Origin of the sequence: Neisseria sp. HMSC15G01, from assembly GCF_001808255.1 — a bacterium.
Taxonomy (GTDB): Bacteria; Pseudomonadota; Gammaproteobacteria; order Burkholderiales; family Neisseriaceae; genus Neisseria; species Neisseria subflava_A.
Genome location: NZ_KV792687.1, coordinates 24,685 through 41,014, shown reverse-complemented (window position 1 = coordinate 41,014; position 16,330 = coordinate 24,685). Strand labels below are relative to the sequence as shown.

The window sequence follows — 16,330 nt, the reverse complement described above, 5'->3', positions numbered from 1 at the left end:
TTTCGGCATTATGCCACTCTATAAGTGATTGATTTATATGTTTACCATAGTTTTGTACCAACCCGAAATCCCGCCCAATACGGGCAATATCATCCGCCTGTGCGCCAATACCGGTGCCGATTTGCACTTGGTCAAGCCGCTTGGGTTTCCGCTGGATTCGTCCAAAATGAAACGCGCGGGCTTGGATTATCACGAGTTTGCCAAACTGACGGTACATGAAAATTTCGATGATTGCCTCAAGGCCCTTGAAGGCCGTCGCATTTTCGCGCTGACCACCAAAGGTTCTACCCGACCCGACGAAGTTTCCTTCCGCGAAGGCGACGTGTTGCTGTTTGGTCCCGAAACGCGCGGCCTGCCTGCCGAAGTTCTCGACAGCCTGCCTGCCGGACAAAAAATCCGCCTGCCGATGATGCCCGACAGCAGGAGCATGAATCTTTCCAATACCGTCGCCGTTATTCTGTTTGAAGCATGGCGACAAAACGGTTTCGCAGGCGGCGTATAACAGGCCGTCTGAAACCGCTGCGTTATCAACTCAAGAACGGAACCCGTTTTGACTTTTACCAAAAAAACCCTCCTTTCCTTAGCCGCCGCCACCATCGGCGTCCTTTCCATCAATGCCGCCGTCGCCGACAGCGTGGTCCGAGTCGAAAAACTGCATCCTTCTGCCAACCGCAGTTACAAAGTTGCCGGCAAACGCTACACGCCGCTGACCAAAGTTTCCTCTTTCAGCCAAACCGGCAAAGCCTCATGGTACGGCAGCCAATTCCACGGCCGTAAAACTTCCAGCGGCGAGCGTTACAATATGAACGCCCTCTCCGCCGCCCACAAAACCCTCCCTATTCCCAGCTACGCACGTGTGACCAATATGCAAACCGGCAAAAGCGTCATCGTCCGTGTCAACGACCGCGGCCCTTTCCACGGCAACCGCGTCATCGATGTTTCCAAAGCCGCCGCCCAACAATTGGGTTTCATCAACCAAGGCACAGCCAACGTCAAAGTTGAACAAATCATCCCCGGCCAAACCGCCGCTCAAACCATTATTACCCCAAACAACAAAGAATTTTTTGTTGATTTGAAATCCTTCGGTACCGAACGCGAAGCGCAAGCCTATTTGAACCAAACCGCACAAAGCCTGCCATCCGACAGCAAAATCACGCTTGAAAAACGCAACTACGAATACGTTGTCAAAATGGGTCCGTTCAGCAGCCAAGAACGTGCCGCCGAAGCAGGCGAACGCGCCCGTCATCTGAACCTGGCATCCGCCATCTGATTTCGTCCGCGTTACCGCTGAAGTTTGATACAATACAAGGCCGTCTGAAACCCGATTGCAAGGTTTCAGACGGCCTTTTTTAATCACAGGGGAACACCATGATCAGCAGGCTCACAGGAAAATTGATTGAGAAAAATCCGCCGCAGGTCGTTATCGACGTCAACGGCGTCGGTTATGAAGCCGACGTTTCCATGCAGACTTTCTACAACCTGCCTTCCGTTGGCGAAACCGTCCATCTTTACTCTCAGCTTGTTGTCCGCGAAGACGCACATTTGCTGTTTGGTTTCGCCTCAGCCGAGGAACGCGCCACCTTCCGCCAACTGGTCAAAGTCAGCGGCATCGGTGCCAAAACCGCATTGGGCATTTTGTCGGCCATGAATGCCGACGAGCTAGCGCAAGCCATCGCCGAAGAAGACGTCAAACGTCTCTCCTCCGCGCCCGGCATCGGCAAGAAAACCGCCGAACGCATGGTATTGGAACTGCGTGGCAAACTCGTGTCCCATACCGTTTCAGACGGCCTGTTTGCCCCTGATGCCGTTGCCGACGAAAGCCAAGACATTATCAACACCCTGCTTGCCCTCGGCTACAACGAACGCGAAGCCAAAGCCGCCACCAAAGGCATTCCCAAGGGCACGGAAGTCGGCGAAGGCGTGCGCCTGGCCTTGAAAAACCTGCTCAAATAAGGCCGTCTGAAACATGAAGACATTGGCCCTGAGCATCACCCTCTTTCTAAGCGCATGCGTCTATACCGAGACCCCGTATGGACGCACCGCCGTCTTGGACCTGCCCGTCCACTCGCAAACCACTGTCAACAAAACCGTGACCATCAACGCCCCGCCCGGGACGACCGTCATCTATCAAGACAGCGAACCCGTCCGCAATTACCCAGCCTATCCCGTTTATCCCCGCCGGGTTTATCGTTATCGATAAACAACGCTGACCGTTTGAAACCATAGGTTCAGACGGCCTGTTGAGAGACTAACCATGAAATACATCCTTCCCCTGCTTTTACTCCTGAGCGCCTGCACACCGGACACCAAGACCACGGATGCCGCATCCGACCCCAAAACACACGGCTTTGCACACCGCCTGACCGAAGGCGAAAAACTACTGACCCAAGCCCTCATCAAACAAGACCTCGCCGCCTACTTCAAACACGAAACCGGCGGCGCATTTGCCGAACAAGCCCCCTTATTCTCGGCCCAGCAACTTGCCGAACAGAAAAACATCCCCAAAAACGATGCCATCGGCGTTTACGGCAAAATCATCAAAACCCAAGGCCGCACCGCCTGGCTGCAAACCGACAAGCAAACCCTCAAACTCGATTTGGCCGAACCGCTGCAAGAAGCTCAAGGCGAAGTTACCCTTGTCTGCCAACACGAAAACACCGCATTCCAAGACTGCCAAACAGAAGAAAACTTCGCCCGACGCTTTACCGAACAAATTTTCTCGGCGGTCGAGTCCGGACGCGTATCCGCCCAAACAGACGCACCGGCCGAAGAAATCATGGCCGGCCGCCTTATCCCGTTTTTAAGTGCCGCCAGCGACTTTACCGGCAACTTCAAAGCCTGCGCCACCACCATGACCGAATACTGCACCAGCCGCCTAGCACGCGAAATGCCTGAATCCGCAGTCCGCAAAAAAGCACAGGAATTGGGTTTGACCGAAATAGCATTTAAAAAGAAAAAATAAATATTTAGGCCGTCTGAACCTTATGGCGGCTGTGTTATAATCCGCACCTCATACAGGTCGGACAGACAGTCGCCGCGTATCGCGTAAGGCATACGGGGAGGAAAGTCCGGGCTCCACAGAGCAGAATGCCGGCTAACGGCCGGGCGCGGTAACGCGACGGAAAGTGGAACAGAAAGCAATACCGCCGATGATTGCCTTCGGGCAAAACAGGTAAGGGTGAAAAGGTGCGGTAAGAGCGCACCGTGCATTTGGTAACAAAGCGCAGCAGGCTAAACCCCATTCGGAGCAAGACCAAACAGAACTCGATGACGCTGCTCGCCGAGCGTTCGGGTAGGTTGCTTGAGCACACCAGCAATGATGTGCCTAGAGGAATGACTGTCCGCGACAGAACCCGGCTTACCGTCCGAGCTGTATGTCCCCATACCGCGGCAGGTTTTAAAAACCTGCCGCATTTTTATAGAAATAAAAAGGCCGTCTGAAACCTCAATCTTGGTTTCAGACGGCCTTTTTAAACCGCTGTTTATGGGCGGTATTCCGGTTTCATGCCGTTGGGCAGGAGCTGCCATACATAGCCGGTGGTTTTCATTTTGCCGGCCACTTCGCCTGCTTCGTCACCATAGCCCCAGAAATAATCCACACGGACCGCGCCTTTAATCGCGCTGCCGGTGTCTTGCGCCATAATTAAGCGGTTGAGGGCTTTTTTGGTGATCGGATGGGCAGTGGCGACAAACAGCGGTGCGCCAAGCGTGATGTAGTGGCGGTCGATGGCACCGGCGTATTCGCCCATCAACGGCGTACCTAATGCGCCCACCGGGCCTGAATCACTGCTGCCGGTCAGCTCGCGGAAAAAGACGTAGCTTGGGTTTTGTCCCAAAACTTCGGCAAGGCGGCCGGGGTTTTGCTTCATATAGGCCTTGATGCCCTGCATGCTGGTCTGACCCAGCGGCAGATAGCCTTTATCCGCCATATAGCGGCCGATGGAAACATACGGATGTTCGTTTTTATCGGAAAATCCGACACGGATGTATTTTCCGGACGGTGTTTTCAGACGGCCTGAACCTTGAATGTGCATAAAGAAAAGTTCGACCGGATCATCTGCATAACCCAAAATCGGCGCTTTGCCGTTAAGCGCGCCGCCGTTGATTTGGCTGCGGGTGTAGTAAGGAACAAAACGGCTGCCTTCAAAACGGCCTTTCAGCGCAGTGCTGCGTGCTGTAATCGGGAATCTGGACAAGTCGGCCGTGTATGTACCGCTGTTGTCGATGACACCGCTGTTTGGGCCGGTTTGGCGGATGCGGACAGTGGCTTTGCTGCCCCTCAAGTTTGCAGCCAGCGGAACGGAAACGAAATCGTTCGGAATGCCGTAAATAGGGAAACGGGATTGGCTTGTGGATTTGTCGTCGCCGTGCAGGACCGGTTCGTAATAGCCGGTAATGGTGCCGGCAGGATTGCCGCCGTTATCGACGCGCCATGCGGTGAAATAGCGCTCGAAAAAGTGCTTGGCTTGGAAATGGTGCACCGGCGTTTGCATGGCTTGGATACAAACGTCCTGCCAGCCTTGGCGGTTTTTAAGTTTTTCACAGCCTAAACGGAAAGACTGCAGGCTTTTGGTAAAGTGTTGGAGGTCCCAGTGCGGCAATTCGTTGTAGGAAACTACGGTGTAGTTTGCTCCTCCCCCGCTCACTGTCGTACCGACGGGATCAGGCGTACCGGTGGGGCGGTCAGGACCTTTGATAACGCTGGTGTCGGTTTCGGGAAGATTTTTAATGCTTTTGCTCGGGCAGGCGGCAAGAATGGCTGCGGCAATACTGACGAGCGTAATGCGGTACAGATGTTTTTTCATGGAATCAATAGCGTGTTGAAAGGCCGTCTGAAAGCTATTTTTCAGACGGCCTATGTTGGAAAGTGCTGATTTTAACACAAAAAAGCGATTTATCGGCGCGGCGGCAATTTGACGACAACCGTATCGGCCAGCATATCGTAGAGCGTGCGACGGTTGCGTTTGACGGAGAAGAGCATGATGAAGTTGATGAAAGTCATAAGCAGAGAAACCAAATCTCCACCTGTTTCATTTACTGCCAACATTACCGCAATGACTATAATACCGACAATGAATGACCAAGCCACTTCGCGTATCAAAACCGTACCACCAAAACCCGGATTGCTACCGTCACTTTTTAACACCCGGATGCCCATAATTTTTTTACCTAAAGACTGACCGTCTCGGCTCATGTAATACAGTTGGAAGATACCAAAAACCAAATAGACAGCCAAAGAAATAAAAAATGTTATGACTGCATAGTCAGGAGTATTAGAAAGAGAAGACTCCGAAACTAATTCTTTGCTTTCATCAAAAGTGAAAACTACCATCACAATGAATGGTACCCATATCAAAAAAGTAAACAGATTATTCAACAAATATGCCACAACCCTCGCCCCCGGCGAAGCAATATGGACATCTACTATTTCTGTTTTAGGCAAATCCGACAAATTGATTTCGCTCATTTAATCTTCCTCTGTGCAATTAATGAAATGTAGTTTCATTGTTATCTTAACCTATTTTCCCATCATTCTAAAAATTTTTGATAAAAACCTTTACATTTTCCGCAGACGGCGTTAAAACACTCGTTTTCCCCTTTTTTATAGTGGGTTAACAAAAGTCTGAACAAAGCGGCAGGCGATGCCGTTCCGATTTTTGTTAATGCACTATAAACTTATCCGGATTTTCTTTGTAAGGAGTAACACATGAAAGTAGGTTTCGTCGGCTGGCGCGGTATGGTTGGCTCTGTTTTGATGCAGCGTATGAAAGAAGAAAACGACTTCGCCCACATTCCCGAAGCGTTTTTCTTTACCACTTCCAACGTCGGCGGCGCTGCCCCTGATTTCGGTCAGGCAGCCAAAACATTGTTGGATGCCAATGATGTTGCCGAATTGGCAAAAATGGACATCATCGTTACCTGTCAGGGTGGCGATTACACCAAATCCGTCTTCCAACCCCTGCGCGACAGCGGCTGGAACGGCTACTGGGTTGACGCGGCTTCTTCCCTGCGCATGAAAGACGATGCGATTATCGTCCTCGACCCTGTCAATCGCAACGTCATCGACAACGGTCTCAAAAACGGCGTGAAAAACTACATCGGCGGCAACTGTACCGTTTCCCTGATGTTGATGGCTTTGGGCGGCCTGTTCCAAAACGATTTGGTCGAATGGGCAACCAGCATGACCTACCAAGCCGCTTCCGGCGCGGGTGCGAAAAACATGCGCGAACTCATCAGCGGCATGGGCGCGATTCACGCTAAAGTGGCGGACGAGCTTGCCGATCCTTCCAGCGCGATTCTCGACATCGACCGCAAAGTGTCCGATTTCCTGCGCAGCGAAGACTATCCGAAAGCCAACTTCGGCGTACCGCTCGCCGGCAGCCTGATTCCGTGGATTGACGTGGACTTGGGCAACGGCCAGTCAAAAGAAGAATGGAAGGGCGGCGTAGAAACCAACAAAATCCTCGGTCGCAGCGACAATCCGACCGTAATCGACGGCTTGTGCGTACGCATCGGCTCTATGCGCTGCCACAGCCAAGCCCTCACCCTGAAGCTGAAAAAAGACCTGCCTGTTTCCGAAATCGAAGCGATTTTGGCAGGCGCGAACGACTGGGTGAAAGTTATCCCCAACGAAAAAGAAGCCAGCATCCACGAGCTGACGCCCGCCAAAGTTACCGGCACGCTGTCTGTTCCTGTCGGCCGTATCCGCAAACTGGAGATGGGTGGCGAATACATCAGCGCATTCACTGTCGGCGACCAACTCTTGTGGGGTGCTGCCGAGCCGTTGCGCCGCGTATTGCGCATTATCTTGGGCAGCCTGTAATTTAGGTTGGCATGAAAAAAGCAACGGTTTGAGCCGTTGCTTTTTTTGTCACAAAAAGGCCGTCTGAACATTTCAGACGGCCTTGTTTCCTATTCTTTTTTACCGGCTAAACCGATTTCTTTGGTGGAGTCGCCAACTTTGATTTGCGCTTTACCGGCAATTTCTTCAGCCTGCGGGCCGAAGAGTTTCAAATCGTAACGGCCGTTTTCTACGCCATTCAAACTGGTTTTACCGCTGATGGCGGCTTTGCCATTGTTATTGGCAATGCCTGCGGCAAGCAGGTCGACATTATTGTGGGAAGCCATGCTGCTGATTTTGCCGTAACCTTGTTTTTTATCGAAATCGACGGTGTATTTCAGACGGCCGCTGCGGTCGTCGCCATTAAACGCGATACCTGAATACTGATAGCTGCCTTGTTTGGGCAAATTGCGATACGCTGTTTCATCGCCTTGGACTTCGCCGACGATGAATGTGTATGTATCGAGGTTTTGCAGCTTGCCTGCGTCATCGGCTTTTTGTTTGGCGTAACGCGCGGCAACAGTGGAATAATTTTGTTTATACACTTGGAAGTCGCCCGTTTCCAAAGTGATGACTTGGCCGTTTACCTTAATTTTTTGGGCGTAGTCGTAAGAAGATACTTTATCGGTTTTCAAAAAGCCGGTATCGAGTTTGTCGCCTTTTTTCAGGTTTTGCGGTTTACCGTTGGCCATCAGCTCCAACGTACCGTTTTCAGGGACGGATTCGTTCAATTCAACGGACAACACGCCTTTCGGATGCGGATTGAGCGGCTCGGTCACGGCATTCGACAAGCCGCTTGTTGCGCCACCGCAGGCAGCCAACATCAAAGACAGGGAAGCAGTCAAAGCAGAAATACGGAGGGTTCGCATCATTTTTTCCTTTCCTTTTTATTTGGTATGATATTCATCATATACCTAAAAAAATGAACAATAAATGATTTTTGTCAAAATTAAGTATTTTGAATATTAATTTTATAAATATTGAAACATTTTAAAAATATCGGGCATTCAGTCCATCCAGCCTCCCTTCCGCTATAATCATTTTATTTTGCAAACGGACTTCATCATGCCGAAAATCACCCTTATCGCCGCCTACGCCGCCCGCCGCTGTATCGGCATCAACAACACTATGCCTTGGCATTTGCCCGAGGATTTTGCCTTTTTCAAATCCTACACCACCGGCAAACCCGTCATTATGGGCCGCAAAACATGGGAATCTCTGCCGCGCAAACCGCTGCCCGGCCGTCAAAATATCGTCATCACCCGCCAAGATTATCAGGCCGAAGGTGCGCAAACGGCGGCTTCTTTGGAAGATGCGCTGGCTTTGTGTCAGGGGGCTGAAGAAGTCATCATCATGGGCGGCGCTCAAATTTATGCACAAGCCCTGCCGATTGCCACGGATTTGCGTTTGACCGAAGTCGGTTTGGATGTGGACGGCGATGCGTTTTTTCCTGAGTTTTCCACAGAAACATGGCAAGAAGCCTCTCGGGAAAACCATGTTTCCGCCAAAGGCATCGAATACGCGTTTGTGCATTATGTGAAGGCATAATCCGACAACGCAAAGGCCGTCTGAAACCCTGTTTTTCAGGTTTCAGACGGCCTTTTTATTTCGTTTGTTTACGGCATACCGTTTAAGCCGTTTTGTTTTTTAAAGGCAGCTTGATATGCGGTTTGGCCGGCTTGGGTGCTTCTTTCAGTCCAAGTTCGATTTGCTGCTCTTCGCTCAACAAATTGCTCCAGTCGCCTTTTTTATACCAGTCGCGGCCGTCCAATTCGATGGGATGTTGGATGCGCTCGCAACCGTTGCCGCATTGCAGATCGTCTTCTTTGCAGTATTTGTCGCAACCCCAGCAGATACGCTCGGGATTTTTCGGGAAAATGGGAAATTTCTTGGCCATGGTGTTCTTCTTTTGTTTGTGTGCGGTATGGGCAGAATTATAAGTGATTTGAATGGGGCTGGCGGCGGGTTTATCGTGTTTTACGCTGATTTTTTAAGATGTGTTAACCTTTCAGACGGCCTATACTGTGAAAATAATCCCTACGCGGTACAACAAGAGGACCCGATATGAACATATGCCGTCTGAAGCCTGAATTTGTCGAGCCTTTATCACTCACGCTATTTGAGGAATGGCACGATTTTGCGCCGTGGTCGTCTCTGGACAAAATCCGTGTGTATTACGCACAGTGCCTTAATGGGGATGACTTGCCGCTGGCGTTTGCGGCTGTCGATAACGAAGGGCGGCTGATGGGTTCGGCGGCATTAAAGCGGTTTGATATGGCGTGTTTTCCCGAATACGAATATTGGCTGGGTGATGTGTTCGTTTTGCCGCAATTTCGCGGTTTGGGCGTAGGCAGGCAGCTGGTTTCGTTTTGTCTGGATAAAGCACGCGAACTGGGTTTGCCGCATCTGTATCTCTATCCAGCCGCTGCTTTTGTTGTTGCTGCGTTCGCTGCTGCTTTGTTCGGCGGATTGGAGTGTGATGTCGTTATCGGCAATCAGGCCGGTTCCTGCTTTACCTGAAACATCTGAGCCTGTGATGTTGATATTGGATTGTTCGCCTGCACCTCCGGCAATAAGGGTAGTTTTACCGCCTGCTTGAATTTGGCTGGCTTGGGCTTGATTTACTTGAACTTGGGTGGTTTGTCGGTTTTGCTGTTCGCCGTAGGTTATGGAAATGCTGACTTCTGCTGCTGCAACCGCTGCTTCTAAATACCGCTTGGGCAAGGATATACACGGTTTTTTGTCATGTGCTTAATTCTTCTTGCTTGTTTTTTTCGGTGAGTTGATTTTCTTTTTTTACACAGGCAATAGGCACTTGGCGGTGCATGGGATTAATACCACAACCAAGTGATAGCACCGGGTGCTTCGCTTTCGTTATATGGCTCACTGGGATAGAGCTTGGGTGAGAGAATGTTTAGGGGGGAGTGGGCATAGTTTAGAGTTACGATTAGTTAAAGTAAAAAGGAAAGGTAAGTGGTTTTAAGGCAGCCTGAAACGGAGTTCAGCGAAACCAAAACCGCGTGTGCATGAATGCACATCCTACCATTTCACTTTTTTGGTTGGTTACACAGGCTATGCTGGTTAGTAGTGCCAGTTAATCTACATCTTGATAAAGTTTATCTATAAAACTATCAAAATCAGGTGTGATGGGAACTGTAATCATCTTGGTATTACCTAGTTCATCTTCGTAAAATTCATCATGATACATAAGTACGATGGATGGATTACTTGAATTCTTACGGTAATCAAAACAAATATAATCGCCATTTGCACTTATTCCAAATGCAACAACTTGGTTTCCATAGCCATATTCATTATCAATGCATGAATAGGTATAGATATTTTCATGACAGGAGGCATCTTTTTTATATCCTAAAAATAAAATATTTCTGTCATCTGTATTCTTATTATTATCAATAAAAATAAAACAATCTTCTTCGGGATATAAATAATCATGTTCACTTATCAAATATATATACGATCTAGGGAATGTTACACCTAAATTTTCTGCAAATTTTTCAATGATTGAAGCAGAAACTTTTCCTTCATCTCTCCAGATATTTAATTTTTTCATTATTCATTTCCTTGATTAACGTCCTTTTTTTAATGCATTTTGACCAGTATGTCTAACTGCATCATGTATTTCCAATGGTACTAGCTGCATGTTATTTGGTGCACTTTGTGCATTATGATGCCAAATATATCCATTAATAGTCCGTTTTCCAGCCATAATATCTTCTAACTGTGTGCTAGTAAAATTTGATTTAGGAATTACCCCACGCCGGATGTGCAGGCCGTGTATGAAAAGTTCGGCTAGAAAGAAATCACGCAGACTTGGCACAACGGGGAAACCGTATCCGTCATGAAATTGGATTTATAGCTTGAAATGAATAAAAGGCCGTCTGAACATTTGATTTCAGACGGCCTCTGCCTTTGAATTATCCACAACTACCCTATCCGTTTAAACGGCGGCAAACAGGCCAATAATTGCTGGCCGTAGCGTTGCGTTTTGACGCGGTTGTCGAGGATGGTCACACGGCCGTAATCCTGTTCGGTACGGATAAGGCGGCCGACGGCTTGGATCAGTTTGATGCTGGCTTCAGGCACCGTAATTTCGATAAAAGGATTGCCGCCGCGTTGTTCAATCCAACGGTTTTGGGTTTTCTCGATGGGGTTGTCCGGCATGGCAAACGGCAGCTTGGCAATAATGACTTGAACGCAGGCCGTGCCGGGCAGGTCGAGGCCTTCGGCAAAACTGTCGAGGCCGAAAATAATGCTGGCTTTACCTTCGGCAATGGCTTGATGGTGCCTTTGCAACAGGACAGCCTTGGGCAACTCTCCTTGTACAAGCAGAAGCGGCAAGTATTCGTCAGGCAGTCGTAAGGCGACATCCTGCATTTGCTTGCGCGAGGAAAACAACACCAGCGTGCCGATGGCTTCAACCGGCGAAACCAGCTTCGGCAACCATTCGACAATGGCGGCCGTGTGCGCATCAGGGTCTTTGGGGCTGGCGTGTACGGGCGGAATATACAGCTCGCCTTGCGTATCGAAATTAAACGGGCTTTCCAATGCAAGCGTGGTGGTTTCGGGCAGCCACAGCAGGCCGGTTTGGCGCAAAATCAGGTTGAAGCTGCCGAGCGATTGCAGGGTGGCCGAAGTCAACACCGCACCTGCCGCGCGCCGCCACAGGCTGTTGGCAAGGTGGGATGCGCTGCTGATGGGGCTGGCGTTGAAAATATAGTCGTTTTTGTCGTCGGCACGGCGGGTTATCCATTTCGCCAACGGCTCTTCGCCTTCAATGGGAACGGTAGAGAGCAAATCCCAAACTGCGCTGATTTGTTCGATACGGGCGATAAAAAGGCCGAACTCGCTGGTCAGGCGGTCGATGAGCGCGCCGTCCTGTTCTTTTTCGCGGCGGGCGGCGGAAAGCGCATCGTTCAGCCCGACGACGTGTTTGAGCAGGCTGCGTGCAGCAATGGCCGTATTGGAAACTGTGGTTTCCAGGCCTTCGGGGATTTTGCCGTCTTCCCACAGCCAAGTCGGTTCGTTGTGTTTCCGCCTGTCGTTTTCAGACGACCCCAGACTTAAAGACGGCTCTTCCGCCAAGTGAAACTGCCATTCGTGCAGGCTGTCGAGCAAGGATGTGGCAGCTTCGTCAGCAAGGTTGGCAAGTTCGGCTTTATCGGTCAGCGTGGCAATTTTGCCGGTAAGCTGCGGCAGTTTTTCCAGCGTCCAAACGGCAATATTCCATGAATGTTCGGCGGCAAAACGGCTGAGGGCTTTTTTGGGCAGATGGTGCGCTTCGTCTATGCAATAGAAACTGTTTTCGGGTGCAGGCAGAATCACGCCGCCGCCCATGCTGATGTCGGCAAGCAGAAGGTCATGGTTGGCAACGACGACATCGACGGTTTCCAAAACATCGCGCGCCAGGTAAAACGGGCATTCCGGACGGTTAGGACAGGCGGATTTCAGGCAACCGTGGCGGTCGTTGGTAACTTTGAGCCAAATCGCGTCATCGATTTTTTCCGGCCAAGTGTCGCGGTCGCCATTAAAGCGGCGGGCGGAAAATTCATCGGCAATGTCGCGCAGCAGGTTCAATTCTTCCGGCTTGGGTTTGCTGTCCCACAACACTTCCGGCGCTTCAAAACCAAGCAGGTTTTGCTGGGCGTTGTTTTGCGTCAGTTGATAGAGTTTGTAAGGGCAAAGATAACGGCCGCGCCCCTTGGCAAGCGTAAAGGTCAGCTCCAAACCGCTTTTTTCGACCAGAAACGGTAAATCGCGGTCAACCAACTGCTCCTGCAAGGCCACCGTCGCGCTGCTGACAATCAGCCGTTTGCCGCGCGTTTGCGCCATGATGCCGCCGGCCAAAAGATAGGCCAACGATTTACCCACGCCGGTCGGCCCTTCGATCACGGCAATGCTCTCGCCCTCGCGTTTGGGCGCTTCTTCGCCTTCTTCACGCGTCAACGTCCGCGAAAAAGCGTTGGCAATCGCCGCAATCATTTCCCGCTGCGAAGCGCGCGGACGGAAACCGGGCAGGTTTTTGCCGATGTTTTGGTAATGGTCGCGGATGGCGTTTTTTTCTAAATCGGTGAGCATTGAGGCCGTCTGAATGGGTTTGCAAGAATAGCGTATTTTAGCATTTTTACCTTCATGAAGCCTTCGTAAAGTCTTACCCTATTTTAGGGTTTGGCATTTTGATGGCGATGGACGAACTGCAAAGGCATAATCGTTTTTAATCAAGCAAAGGGCCGTCTGAAACTTTAGCCGCACTGATGCAGAGGCACCCACAATTTTTGTTTTTCGGATTTGTTTTTCTCGTAGCGGTTCCACGCTTTTTCGTGAAAATAAAAGACGACGGTATTGGCGATGGGTTCGACCAAGGCCACCGCGCTGGAAACGCCGATACTGCCGGTCAGAATATAGGCGACACTAAATGCGACGCTGAAATGCAAAATAGCAAATGTAATGGTTTTAATCATTCTGTTTTCCTGATACATTGGTGTTTTAATCGCTACATAATAATTATTATCAACTAACGCGTATATTTTAAATCCTTTATCCTAATTTAGATTTTATAAATCGATATTTTATTTTTGATAGGAATTTTATGAACCCGCTCCATATTGTCGTCCTCGACCGCGATACTCTCGTCAACCGCCCGTTTGATTTTGATTTTCCACATACATTGAGCAGCTACGGCACAACCGAAGCGCACGAAACCTTAGAGCGTATCCGCGGCGCGGACATTGTGATTACCAACAAAGTCGTGATTTCCGCCCAAGCATTTGCCGAAAATCCACAATTCAAGCTGGTTGCCGTTACCGCGACAGGCGTCAACAATGTGGACGTTGAGGCTGCCAAACAAAACGGTACGGCAGTGTGCAATATCCGCGCTTACGGCAATGAATCCGTGGCGGAACACGCGTTTATGATGATGATTACCCTGATGCGCAACCTGCCTGCCTATCAGCGTGACGTTGCGGCAGGCTTGTGGGAAAACTCACCGTTTTTCTGCCACCTCGGCGCACCGATGCGCGATTTGAACGGTAAAACGCTGGCGATTTTCGGTCGCGGCAATATCGGGAAAACGCTGGCAACTTATGCTCAGGCTTTCAAAATGAATGTCGTGTTCGCCGAACATAAAAATGCCCAAAGCGTCCGCGACGGTTATGTTTCCTTTGACGAAGCCATCCGCTCCGCCGATGTCGTATCGCTTAATTGTCCGCTCACGCCGCAAACGGCCAATATGATAGGCGAAGCTGAATTGCAGCAAATGAAACCCGGCGCCATCCTCATCAACTGCGGACGCGGCGGCTTGGTTGATGAAGCCGCTTTGGTTGCGGCGTTGAAATACGGCCAAATCGGCGGAGCAGGTTTTGACGTATTGACACAAGAGCCGCCGCGCGACGGCAACCCTCTGCTGAAAGCCCGACTGCCCAACCTCATCGTCACGCCACACATTGCATGGGCAAGCCAAGAGGCCGCCAACCGCCTGTTTGACATCCTTTTAGACAATATCAACCACTTTGTGGCCGGTAATCCGCAAAATCTGGTTTAATCTATGGAAAACCTGTTGATAAGGTTGTGAACAATTTTAAAGGCCGTCTGAAATATTCAGACGGCCTTTATTAATTCTTATTTATTTCATAAAGTTATCTATAAAATAGGTTAAATCGTTTCATTCTTCATTGTGGATAACCCTATAAAAAGGCCGTCTGAAATACTCAGACGGCCTTTTGTTTGCTCAGGCAAATTAAATATCGTATGTGGTTGAAGCGGTATCGCCGCCCTTGCCTGTCCAGTTGGTATGGAAGAACTCGCCGCGCGGTTTGTCGGTACGCTCGTAAGTGTGCGCGCCGAAGTAGTCGCGTTGCGCTTGCAGCAGGTTGGCCGGCAGACGCTCGGAAGTGTAGCCGTCAAGGAAGGTAATGGCGGAAGCCATGCAAGGCATCGGAATACCGTACTCAATCGCTTTGGCCACCACTTTACGCCATGCAGGCAGACAGGTTTCCAACACGCCTTTGAAATAAGGATCGGAACCCAAGAATACCAAATCAGGATTGGCTTCGTATGCGTCACGGATGTTGCCCAAGAACGCGCTGCGGATGATGCAGCCTTCGCGCCACAAGAGGGCAGTATTGCCGTAATTCAATGCCCAATCGTTGTTTTCGCTGGCTTCGCGGATCAGCATAAAGCCTTGTGCATAAGAAATGATTTTGGATGCCAACAGGGCTTGGCGCAAAGCATCCACCCATGTGGCTTTGTCGCCTTCGACGGGGCTGATGGTTTTGCCAAACAGGCTGTTTGCTTGGGCGCGTTGGTCTTTAAACGCGGACACGCAACGTGCAAACACGGCTTCGGAAATCAGGGTCAACGGGATACCCAAATCGAGGGCATTGATACCGGTCCATTTGCCTGTGCCTTTTTGACCTGCGGTATCAAGGATTTTTTCGACCAAAGGTTCGCCGTTTTCATCTCTGTAACCCAAAATCGCGGCAGTAATTTCAATCAGATAAGAATCCAGTTCGGTTTTGTTCCACTTGTTGAAGATTTGGTGCATTTCATCATAAGACAGGCCCAAACCGTCTTTCATGAATTGGTACGCTTCGCAAATCAACTGCATATCACCGTATTCGATGCCGTTGTGCACCATTTTGACGAAATGGCCTGCGCCGTCGCGGCCGACCCAGTCGCAGCAGGGTTCGCCTTGCGGGGTTTTGGCGGCAATGGCTTGGAAGATAGGTTTGACGGCGGGCCATGCGGCTTCGTCGCCGCCGGGCATGATGGACGGGCCGTGACGCGCGCCTTCTTCGCCACCGGATACGCCCGCGCCGATAAAGCGGATGCCTTTCGCGGCCAGCTCGTGTGTACGGCGGGTGGAATCAGGATAGTTGGCATTACCGCCGTCAATAATGATGTCGCCTTCGTCCAAAAGCGGAACGAGTTGTTCGATAAAATCGTCAACAACAGAGCCAGCGCGAACCATCATCATGATTTTGCGCGGTTTTTCCAGTTTATCCACTAAATCTTGCAATGAATAGGCACCGATAATGTTGGTACCTTTAGCTGCGCCGTTGAGAAAATCGTCTACTTTAGCGGTGGTCCGGTTGTACGCCACGACTTTGAAACCGCGATCGTTCATATTCAAAATCAAATTTTGACCCATAACGGCCAAGCCGATGACGCCGATATCGCCTTTCATTGATGGAAGCTCCATTATTAATTTAATTTATCAACCGTAACTCTAGCTGATTTACAACTTTTTAACAATCCTTAACTTTTTAATTTTTTGAAAAGATGCCTTTACGTTTCAGACGGCCTTTGGGAAAACAAACTATAAATAAGATTTTAAATAATAAATAGAAGATGATATTGAGTGCAGACACAGCTTGTTGATAACTTTGATTACAAAAATTTTTCAAATACTTAGCTGATATTTTTTGATGAGGATAAAGTATTGTCGGCCTTGTTTGCAGATGTGGATAA

Annotated in this window: 18 protein-coding genes and 1 other RNA gene; 10 read left to right on the top strand and 9 right to left on the bottom strand. The window is 49.9% G+C overall.

Annotation, left to right across the window (positions count from 1 at the left end; translation table 11 throughout):
• The first annotated feature begins 37 nt into the window (after positions 1-37).
• From trmL to rnpB, 6 genes are all read left to right on the top strand, one after another.
• Entirely contained in the window at positions 38-502 is a 465-nt protein-coding gene (gene trmL, locus HMPREF3139_RS08195; protein WP_070461542.1) for a tRNA (uridine(34)/cytosine(34)/5-carboxymethylaminomethyluridine(34)-2'-O)-methyltransferase TrmL, read from the top strand.
• Between the two features lie 48 nt (positions 503-550).
• Positions 551-1,270 (top strand): septal ring lytic transglycosylase RlpA family protein, encoded by a 720-nt coding sequence (locus HMPREF3139_RS08190; RefSeq protein ID WP_070461541.1) that lies wholly within the window; start codon positions 551-553, stop codon positions 1,268-1,270.
• Positions 1,271-1,368: 98 nt separating this feature from the next.
• On the top strand, positions 1,369-1,953 hold the full coding sequence (gene ruvA / locus HMPREF3139_RS08185) for a Holliday junction branch migration protein RuvA (RefSeq protein ID WP_070461540.1): 585 nt from the start codon (positions 1,369-1,371) through the stop codon (positions 1,951-1,953).
• 13 nt (positions 1,954-1,966) lie between these two features.
• Positions 1,967-2,200, top strand: a complete 234-nt coding sequence (locus HMPREF3139_RS08180) for a methionine-binding protein (protein ID WP_070461539.1) — start codon at positions 1,967-1,969, stop codon at positions 2,198-2,200.
• 54 nt (positions 2,201-2,254) lie between these two features.
• Positions 2,255-2,962 (top strand): hypothetical protein, encoded by a 708-nt coding sequence (locus HMPREF3139_RS08175; protein WP_049335661.1) that lies wholly within the window; start codon positions 2,255-2,257, stop codon positions 2,960-2,962.
• Between the two features lie 53 nt (positions 2,963-3,015).
• An RNA gene (rnpB, locus tag HMPREF3139_RS08170) (RNase P RNA component class A) lies at positions 3,016-3,377 on the top strand.
• A gap of 105 nt (positions 3,378-3,482) precedes the next feature.
• On the opposite strand, the gene HMPREF3139_RS08165 is transcribed toward rnpB, so the two are convergent.
• Both HMPREF3139_RS08165 and HMPREF3139_RS08160 read right to left on the bottom strand, forming a co-directional pair.
• Positions 3,483-4,805 carry a murein transglycosylase A gene (locus HMPREF3139_RS08165; RefSeq protein WP_070461538.1) on the bottom strand — a complete coding sequence of 441 codons (1,323 nt, stop codon included), beginning with the start codon at positions 4,803-4,805 and terminating at the stop codon, positions 3,483-3,485.
• Between the two features lie 89 nt (positions 4,806-4,894).
• Positions 4,895-5,467, bottom strand: a complete 573-nt coding sequence (locus HMPREF3139_RS08160) for an RDD family protein (protein ID WP_070461537.1) — start codon at positions 5,465-5,467, stop codon at positions 4,895-4,897.
• Between the two features lie 240 nt (positions 5,468-5,707).
• On the opposite strand from HMPREF3139_RS08160, the gene asd reads away from it, so the two are divergent.
• The gene (asd, locus tag HMPREF3139_RS08155; RefSeq protein ID WP_063076326.1) at positions 5,708-6,823 is read left to right on the top strand and encodes an aspartate-semialdehyde dehydrogenase; all 1,116 of its coding nucleotides are present in this window, start codon (positions 5,708-5,710) and stop codon (positions 6,821-6,823) included.
• Positions 6,824-6,912: 89 nt separating this feature from the next.
• Here asd and HMPREF3139_RS08150 read toward each other — a convergent pair whose 3' ends face one another.
• Positions 6,913-7,710 carry a factor H-binding protein gene (locus HMPREF3139_RS08150; protein WP_070461536.1) on the bottom strand — a complete coding sequence of 266 codons (798 nt, stop codon included), beginning with the start codon at positions 7,708-7,710 and terminating at the stop codon, positions 6,913-6,915.
• 196 nt (positions 7,711-7,906) lie between these two features.
• On the opposite strand from HMPREF3139_RS08150, the gene HMPREF3139_RS08145 reads away from it, so the two are divergent.
• Positions 7,907-8,389 carry a dihydrofolate reductase gene (locus HMPREF3139_RS08145; RefSeq protein ID WP_070461535.1) on the top strand — a complete coding sequence of 161 codons (483 nt, stop codon included), beginning with the start codon at positions 7,907-7,909 and terminating at the stop codon, positions 8,387-8,389.
• Positions 8,390-8,471: 82 nt separating this feature from the next.
• Here the strand turns inward: HMPREF3139_RS08145 and HMPREF3139_RS08140 are convergent, their stop codons facing one another.
• Positions 8,472-8,738, bottom strand: coding sequence for a DUF3079 domain-containing protein (locus HMPREF3139_RS08140; RefSeq protein ID WP_003686685.1), 267 nt, complete (start codon positions 8,736-8,738; stop codon positions 8,472-8,474).
• A 167-nt stretch (positions 8,739-8,905) separates the two neighbouring features.
• Between HMPREF3139_RS08140 and HMPREF3139_RS10710 the strand changes: the two genes are divergently transcribed.
• Positions 8,906-9,361, top strand: a complete 456-nt coding sequence (locus tag HMPREF3139_RS10710) for a GNAT family N-acetyltransferase (RefSeq protein ID WP_234396013.1) — start codon at positions 8,906-8,908, stop codon at positions 9,359-9,361.
• A 574-nt stretch (positions 9,362-9,935) separates the two neighbouring features.
• On the opposite strand, the gene HMPREF3139_RS08130 is transcribed toward HMPREF3139_RS10710, so the two are convergent.
• The 4 genes from HMPREF3139_RS08130 to HMPREF3139_RS08120 all read right to left on the bottom strand — a co-directional run bounded on the left by HMPREF3139_RS08130 (position 9,936) and on the right by HMPREF3139_RS08120 (position 13,323).
• A complete protein-coding gene (locus HMPREF3139_RS08130) occupies positions 9,936-10,415 on the bottom strand; it encodes an SMI1/KNR4 family protein (RefSeq protein ID WP_070461533.1) in 480 nt (159 codons plus the stop codon).
• A gap of 15 nt (positions 10,416-10,430) precedes the next feature.
• Positions 10,431-10,682: an HNH endonuclease gene (locus tag HMPREF3139_RS11275; RefSeq protein ID WP_283120669.1), complete on the bottom strand. Its 252-nt coding sequence runs from the start codon at positions 10,680-10,682 to the stop codon at positions 10,431-10,433.
• Positions 10,683-10,789: 107 nt separating this feature from the next.
• Positions 10,790-12,940: an ATP-dependent DNA helicase DinG gene (dinG, locus tag HMPREF3139_RS08125; protein WP_070461532.1), complete on the bottom strand. Its 2,151-nt coding sequence runs from the start codon at positions 12,938-12,940 to the stop codon at positions 10,790-10,792.
• A 164-nt stretch (positions 12,941-13,104) separates the two neighbouring features.
• The gene (locus HMPREF3139_RS08120) at positions 13,105-13,323 is read right to left on the bottom strand and encodes a DUF2061 domain-containing protein (RefSeq protein ID WP_107768592.1); all 219 of its coding nucleotides are present in this window, start codon (positions 13,321-13,323) and stop codon (positions 13,105-13,107) included.
• Between the two features lie 128 nt (positions 13,324-13,451).
• Here HMPREF3139_RS08120 and HMPREF3139_RS08115 point away from each other — a divergent pair, with 128 nt between their 5' ends.
• The gene (locus tag HMPREF3139_RS08115) at positions 13,452-14,402 is read left to right on the top strand and encodes a D-2-hydroxyacid dehydrogenase (RefSeq protein ID WP_070461530.1); all 951 of its coding nucleotides are present in this window, start codon (positions 13,452-13,454) and stop codon (positions 14,400-14,402) included.
• Positions 14,403-14,597: 195 nt separating this feature from the next.
• On the opposite strand, the gene gnd is transcribed toward HMPREF3139_RS08115, so the two are convergent.
• A complete protein-coding gene (gene gnd, locus HMPREF3139_RS08110; protein WP_070461529.1) occupies positions 14,598-16,046 on the bottom strand; it encodes a decarboxylating NADP(+)-dependent phosphogluconate dehydrogenase in 1,449 nt (482 codons plus the stop codon).
• Positions 16,047-16,330: the final 284 nt, after the last annotated feature.

What these genes read in the sequence shown, in the direction of transcription:
- trmL (WP_070461542.1), top strand. Translation starts at nt 38, where the DNA reads ATGTTTACCATAGTTTTGTACCAACCCGAAATCCCGCCCAATACGGGC.
- ruvA (WP_070461540.1), top strand. Translation starts at nt 1,369, where the DNA reads ATGATCAGCAGGCTCACAGGAAAATTGATTGAGAAAAATCCGCCGCAG.
- HMPREF3139_RS08180 (WP_070461539.1), top strand. Translation starts at nt 1,967, where the DNA reads ATGAAGACATTGGCCCTGAGCATCACCCTCTTTCTAAGCGCATGCGTC.
- HMPREF3139_RS08175 (WP_049335661.1), top strand. Translation starts at nt 2,255, where the DNA reads ATGAAATACATCCTTCCCCTGCTTTTACTCCTGAGCGCCTGCACACCG.
- HMPREF3139_RS08165 (WP_070461538.1), bottom strand. Translation starts at nt 4,805, where the DNA reads ATGAAAAAACATCTGTACCGCATTACGCTCGTCAGTATTGCCGCAGCC.
- HMPREF3139_RS08160 (WP_070461537.1), bottom strand. Translation starts at nt 5,467, where the DNA reads ATGAGCGAAATCAATTTGTCGGATTTGCCTAAAACAGAAATAGTAGAT.
- asd (WP_063076326.1), top strand. Translation starts at nt 5,708, where the DNA reads ATGAAAGTAGGTTTCGTCGGCTGGCGCGGTATGGTTGGCTCTGTTTTG.
- HMPREF3139_RS08150 (WP_070461536.1), bottom strand. Translation starts at nt 7,710, where the DNA reads ATGCGAACCCTCCGTATTTCTGCTTTGACTGCTTCCCTGTCTTTGATG.
- HMPREF3139_RS08145 (WP_070461535.1), top strand. Translation starts at nt 7,907, where the DNA reads ATGCCGAAAATCACCCTTATCGCCGCCTACGCCGCCCGCCGCTGTATC.
- HMPREF3139_RS08140 (WP_003686685.1), bottom strand. Translation starts at nt 8,738, where the DNA reads ATGGCCAAGAAATTTCCCATTTTCCCGAAAAATCCCGAGCGTATCTGC.
- HMPREF3139_RS10710 (WP_234396013.1), top strand. Translation starts at nt 8,906, where the DNA reads ATGAACATATGCCGTCTGAAGCCTGAATTTGTCGAGCCTTTATCACTC.
- HMPREF3139_RS08130 (WP_070461533.1), bottom strand. Translation starts at nt 10,415, where the DNA reads ATGAAAAAATTAAATATCTGGAGAGATGAAGGAAAAGTTTCTGCTTCA.
- dinG (WP_070461532.1), bottom strand. Translation starts at nt 12,940, where the DNA reads ATGCTCACCGATTTAGAAAAAAACGCCATCCGCGACCATTACCAAAAC.
- HMPREF3139_RS08120 (WP_107768592.1), bottom strand. Translation starts at nt 13,323, where the DNA reads ATGATTAAAACCATTACATTTGCTATTTTGCATTTCAGCGTCGCATTT.
- HMPREF3139_RS08115 (WP_070461530.1), top strand. Translation starts at nt 13,452, where the DNA reads ATGAACCCGCTCCATATTGTCGTCCTCGACCGCGATACTCTCGTCAAC.
- gnd (WP_070461529.1), bottom strand. Translation starts at nt 16,046, where the DNA reads ATGAAAGGCGATATCGGCGTCATCGGCTTGGCCGTTATGGGTCAAAAT.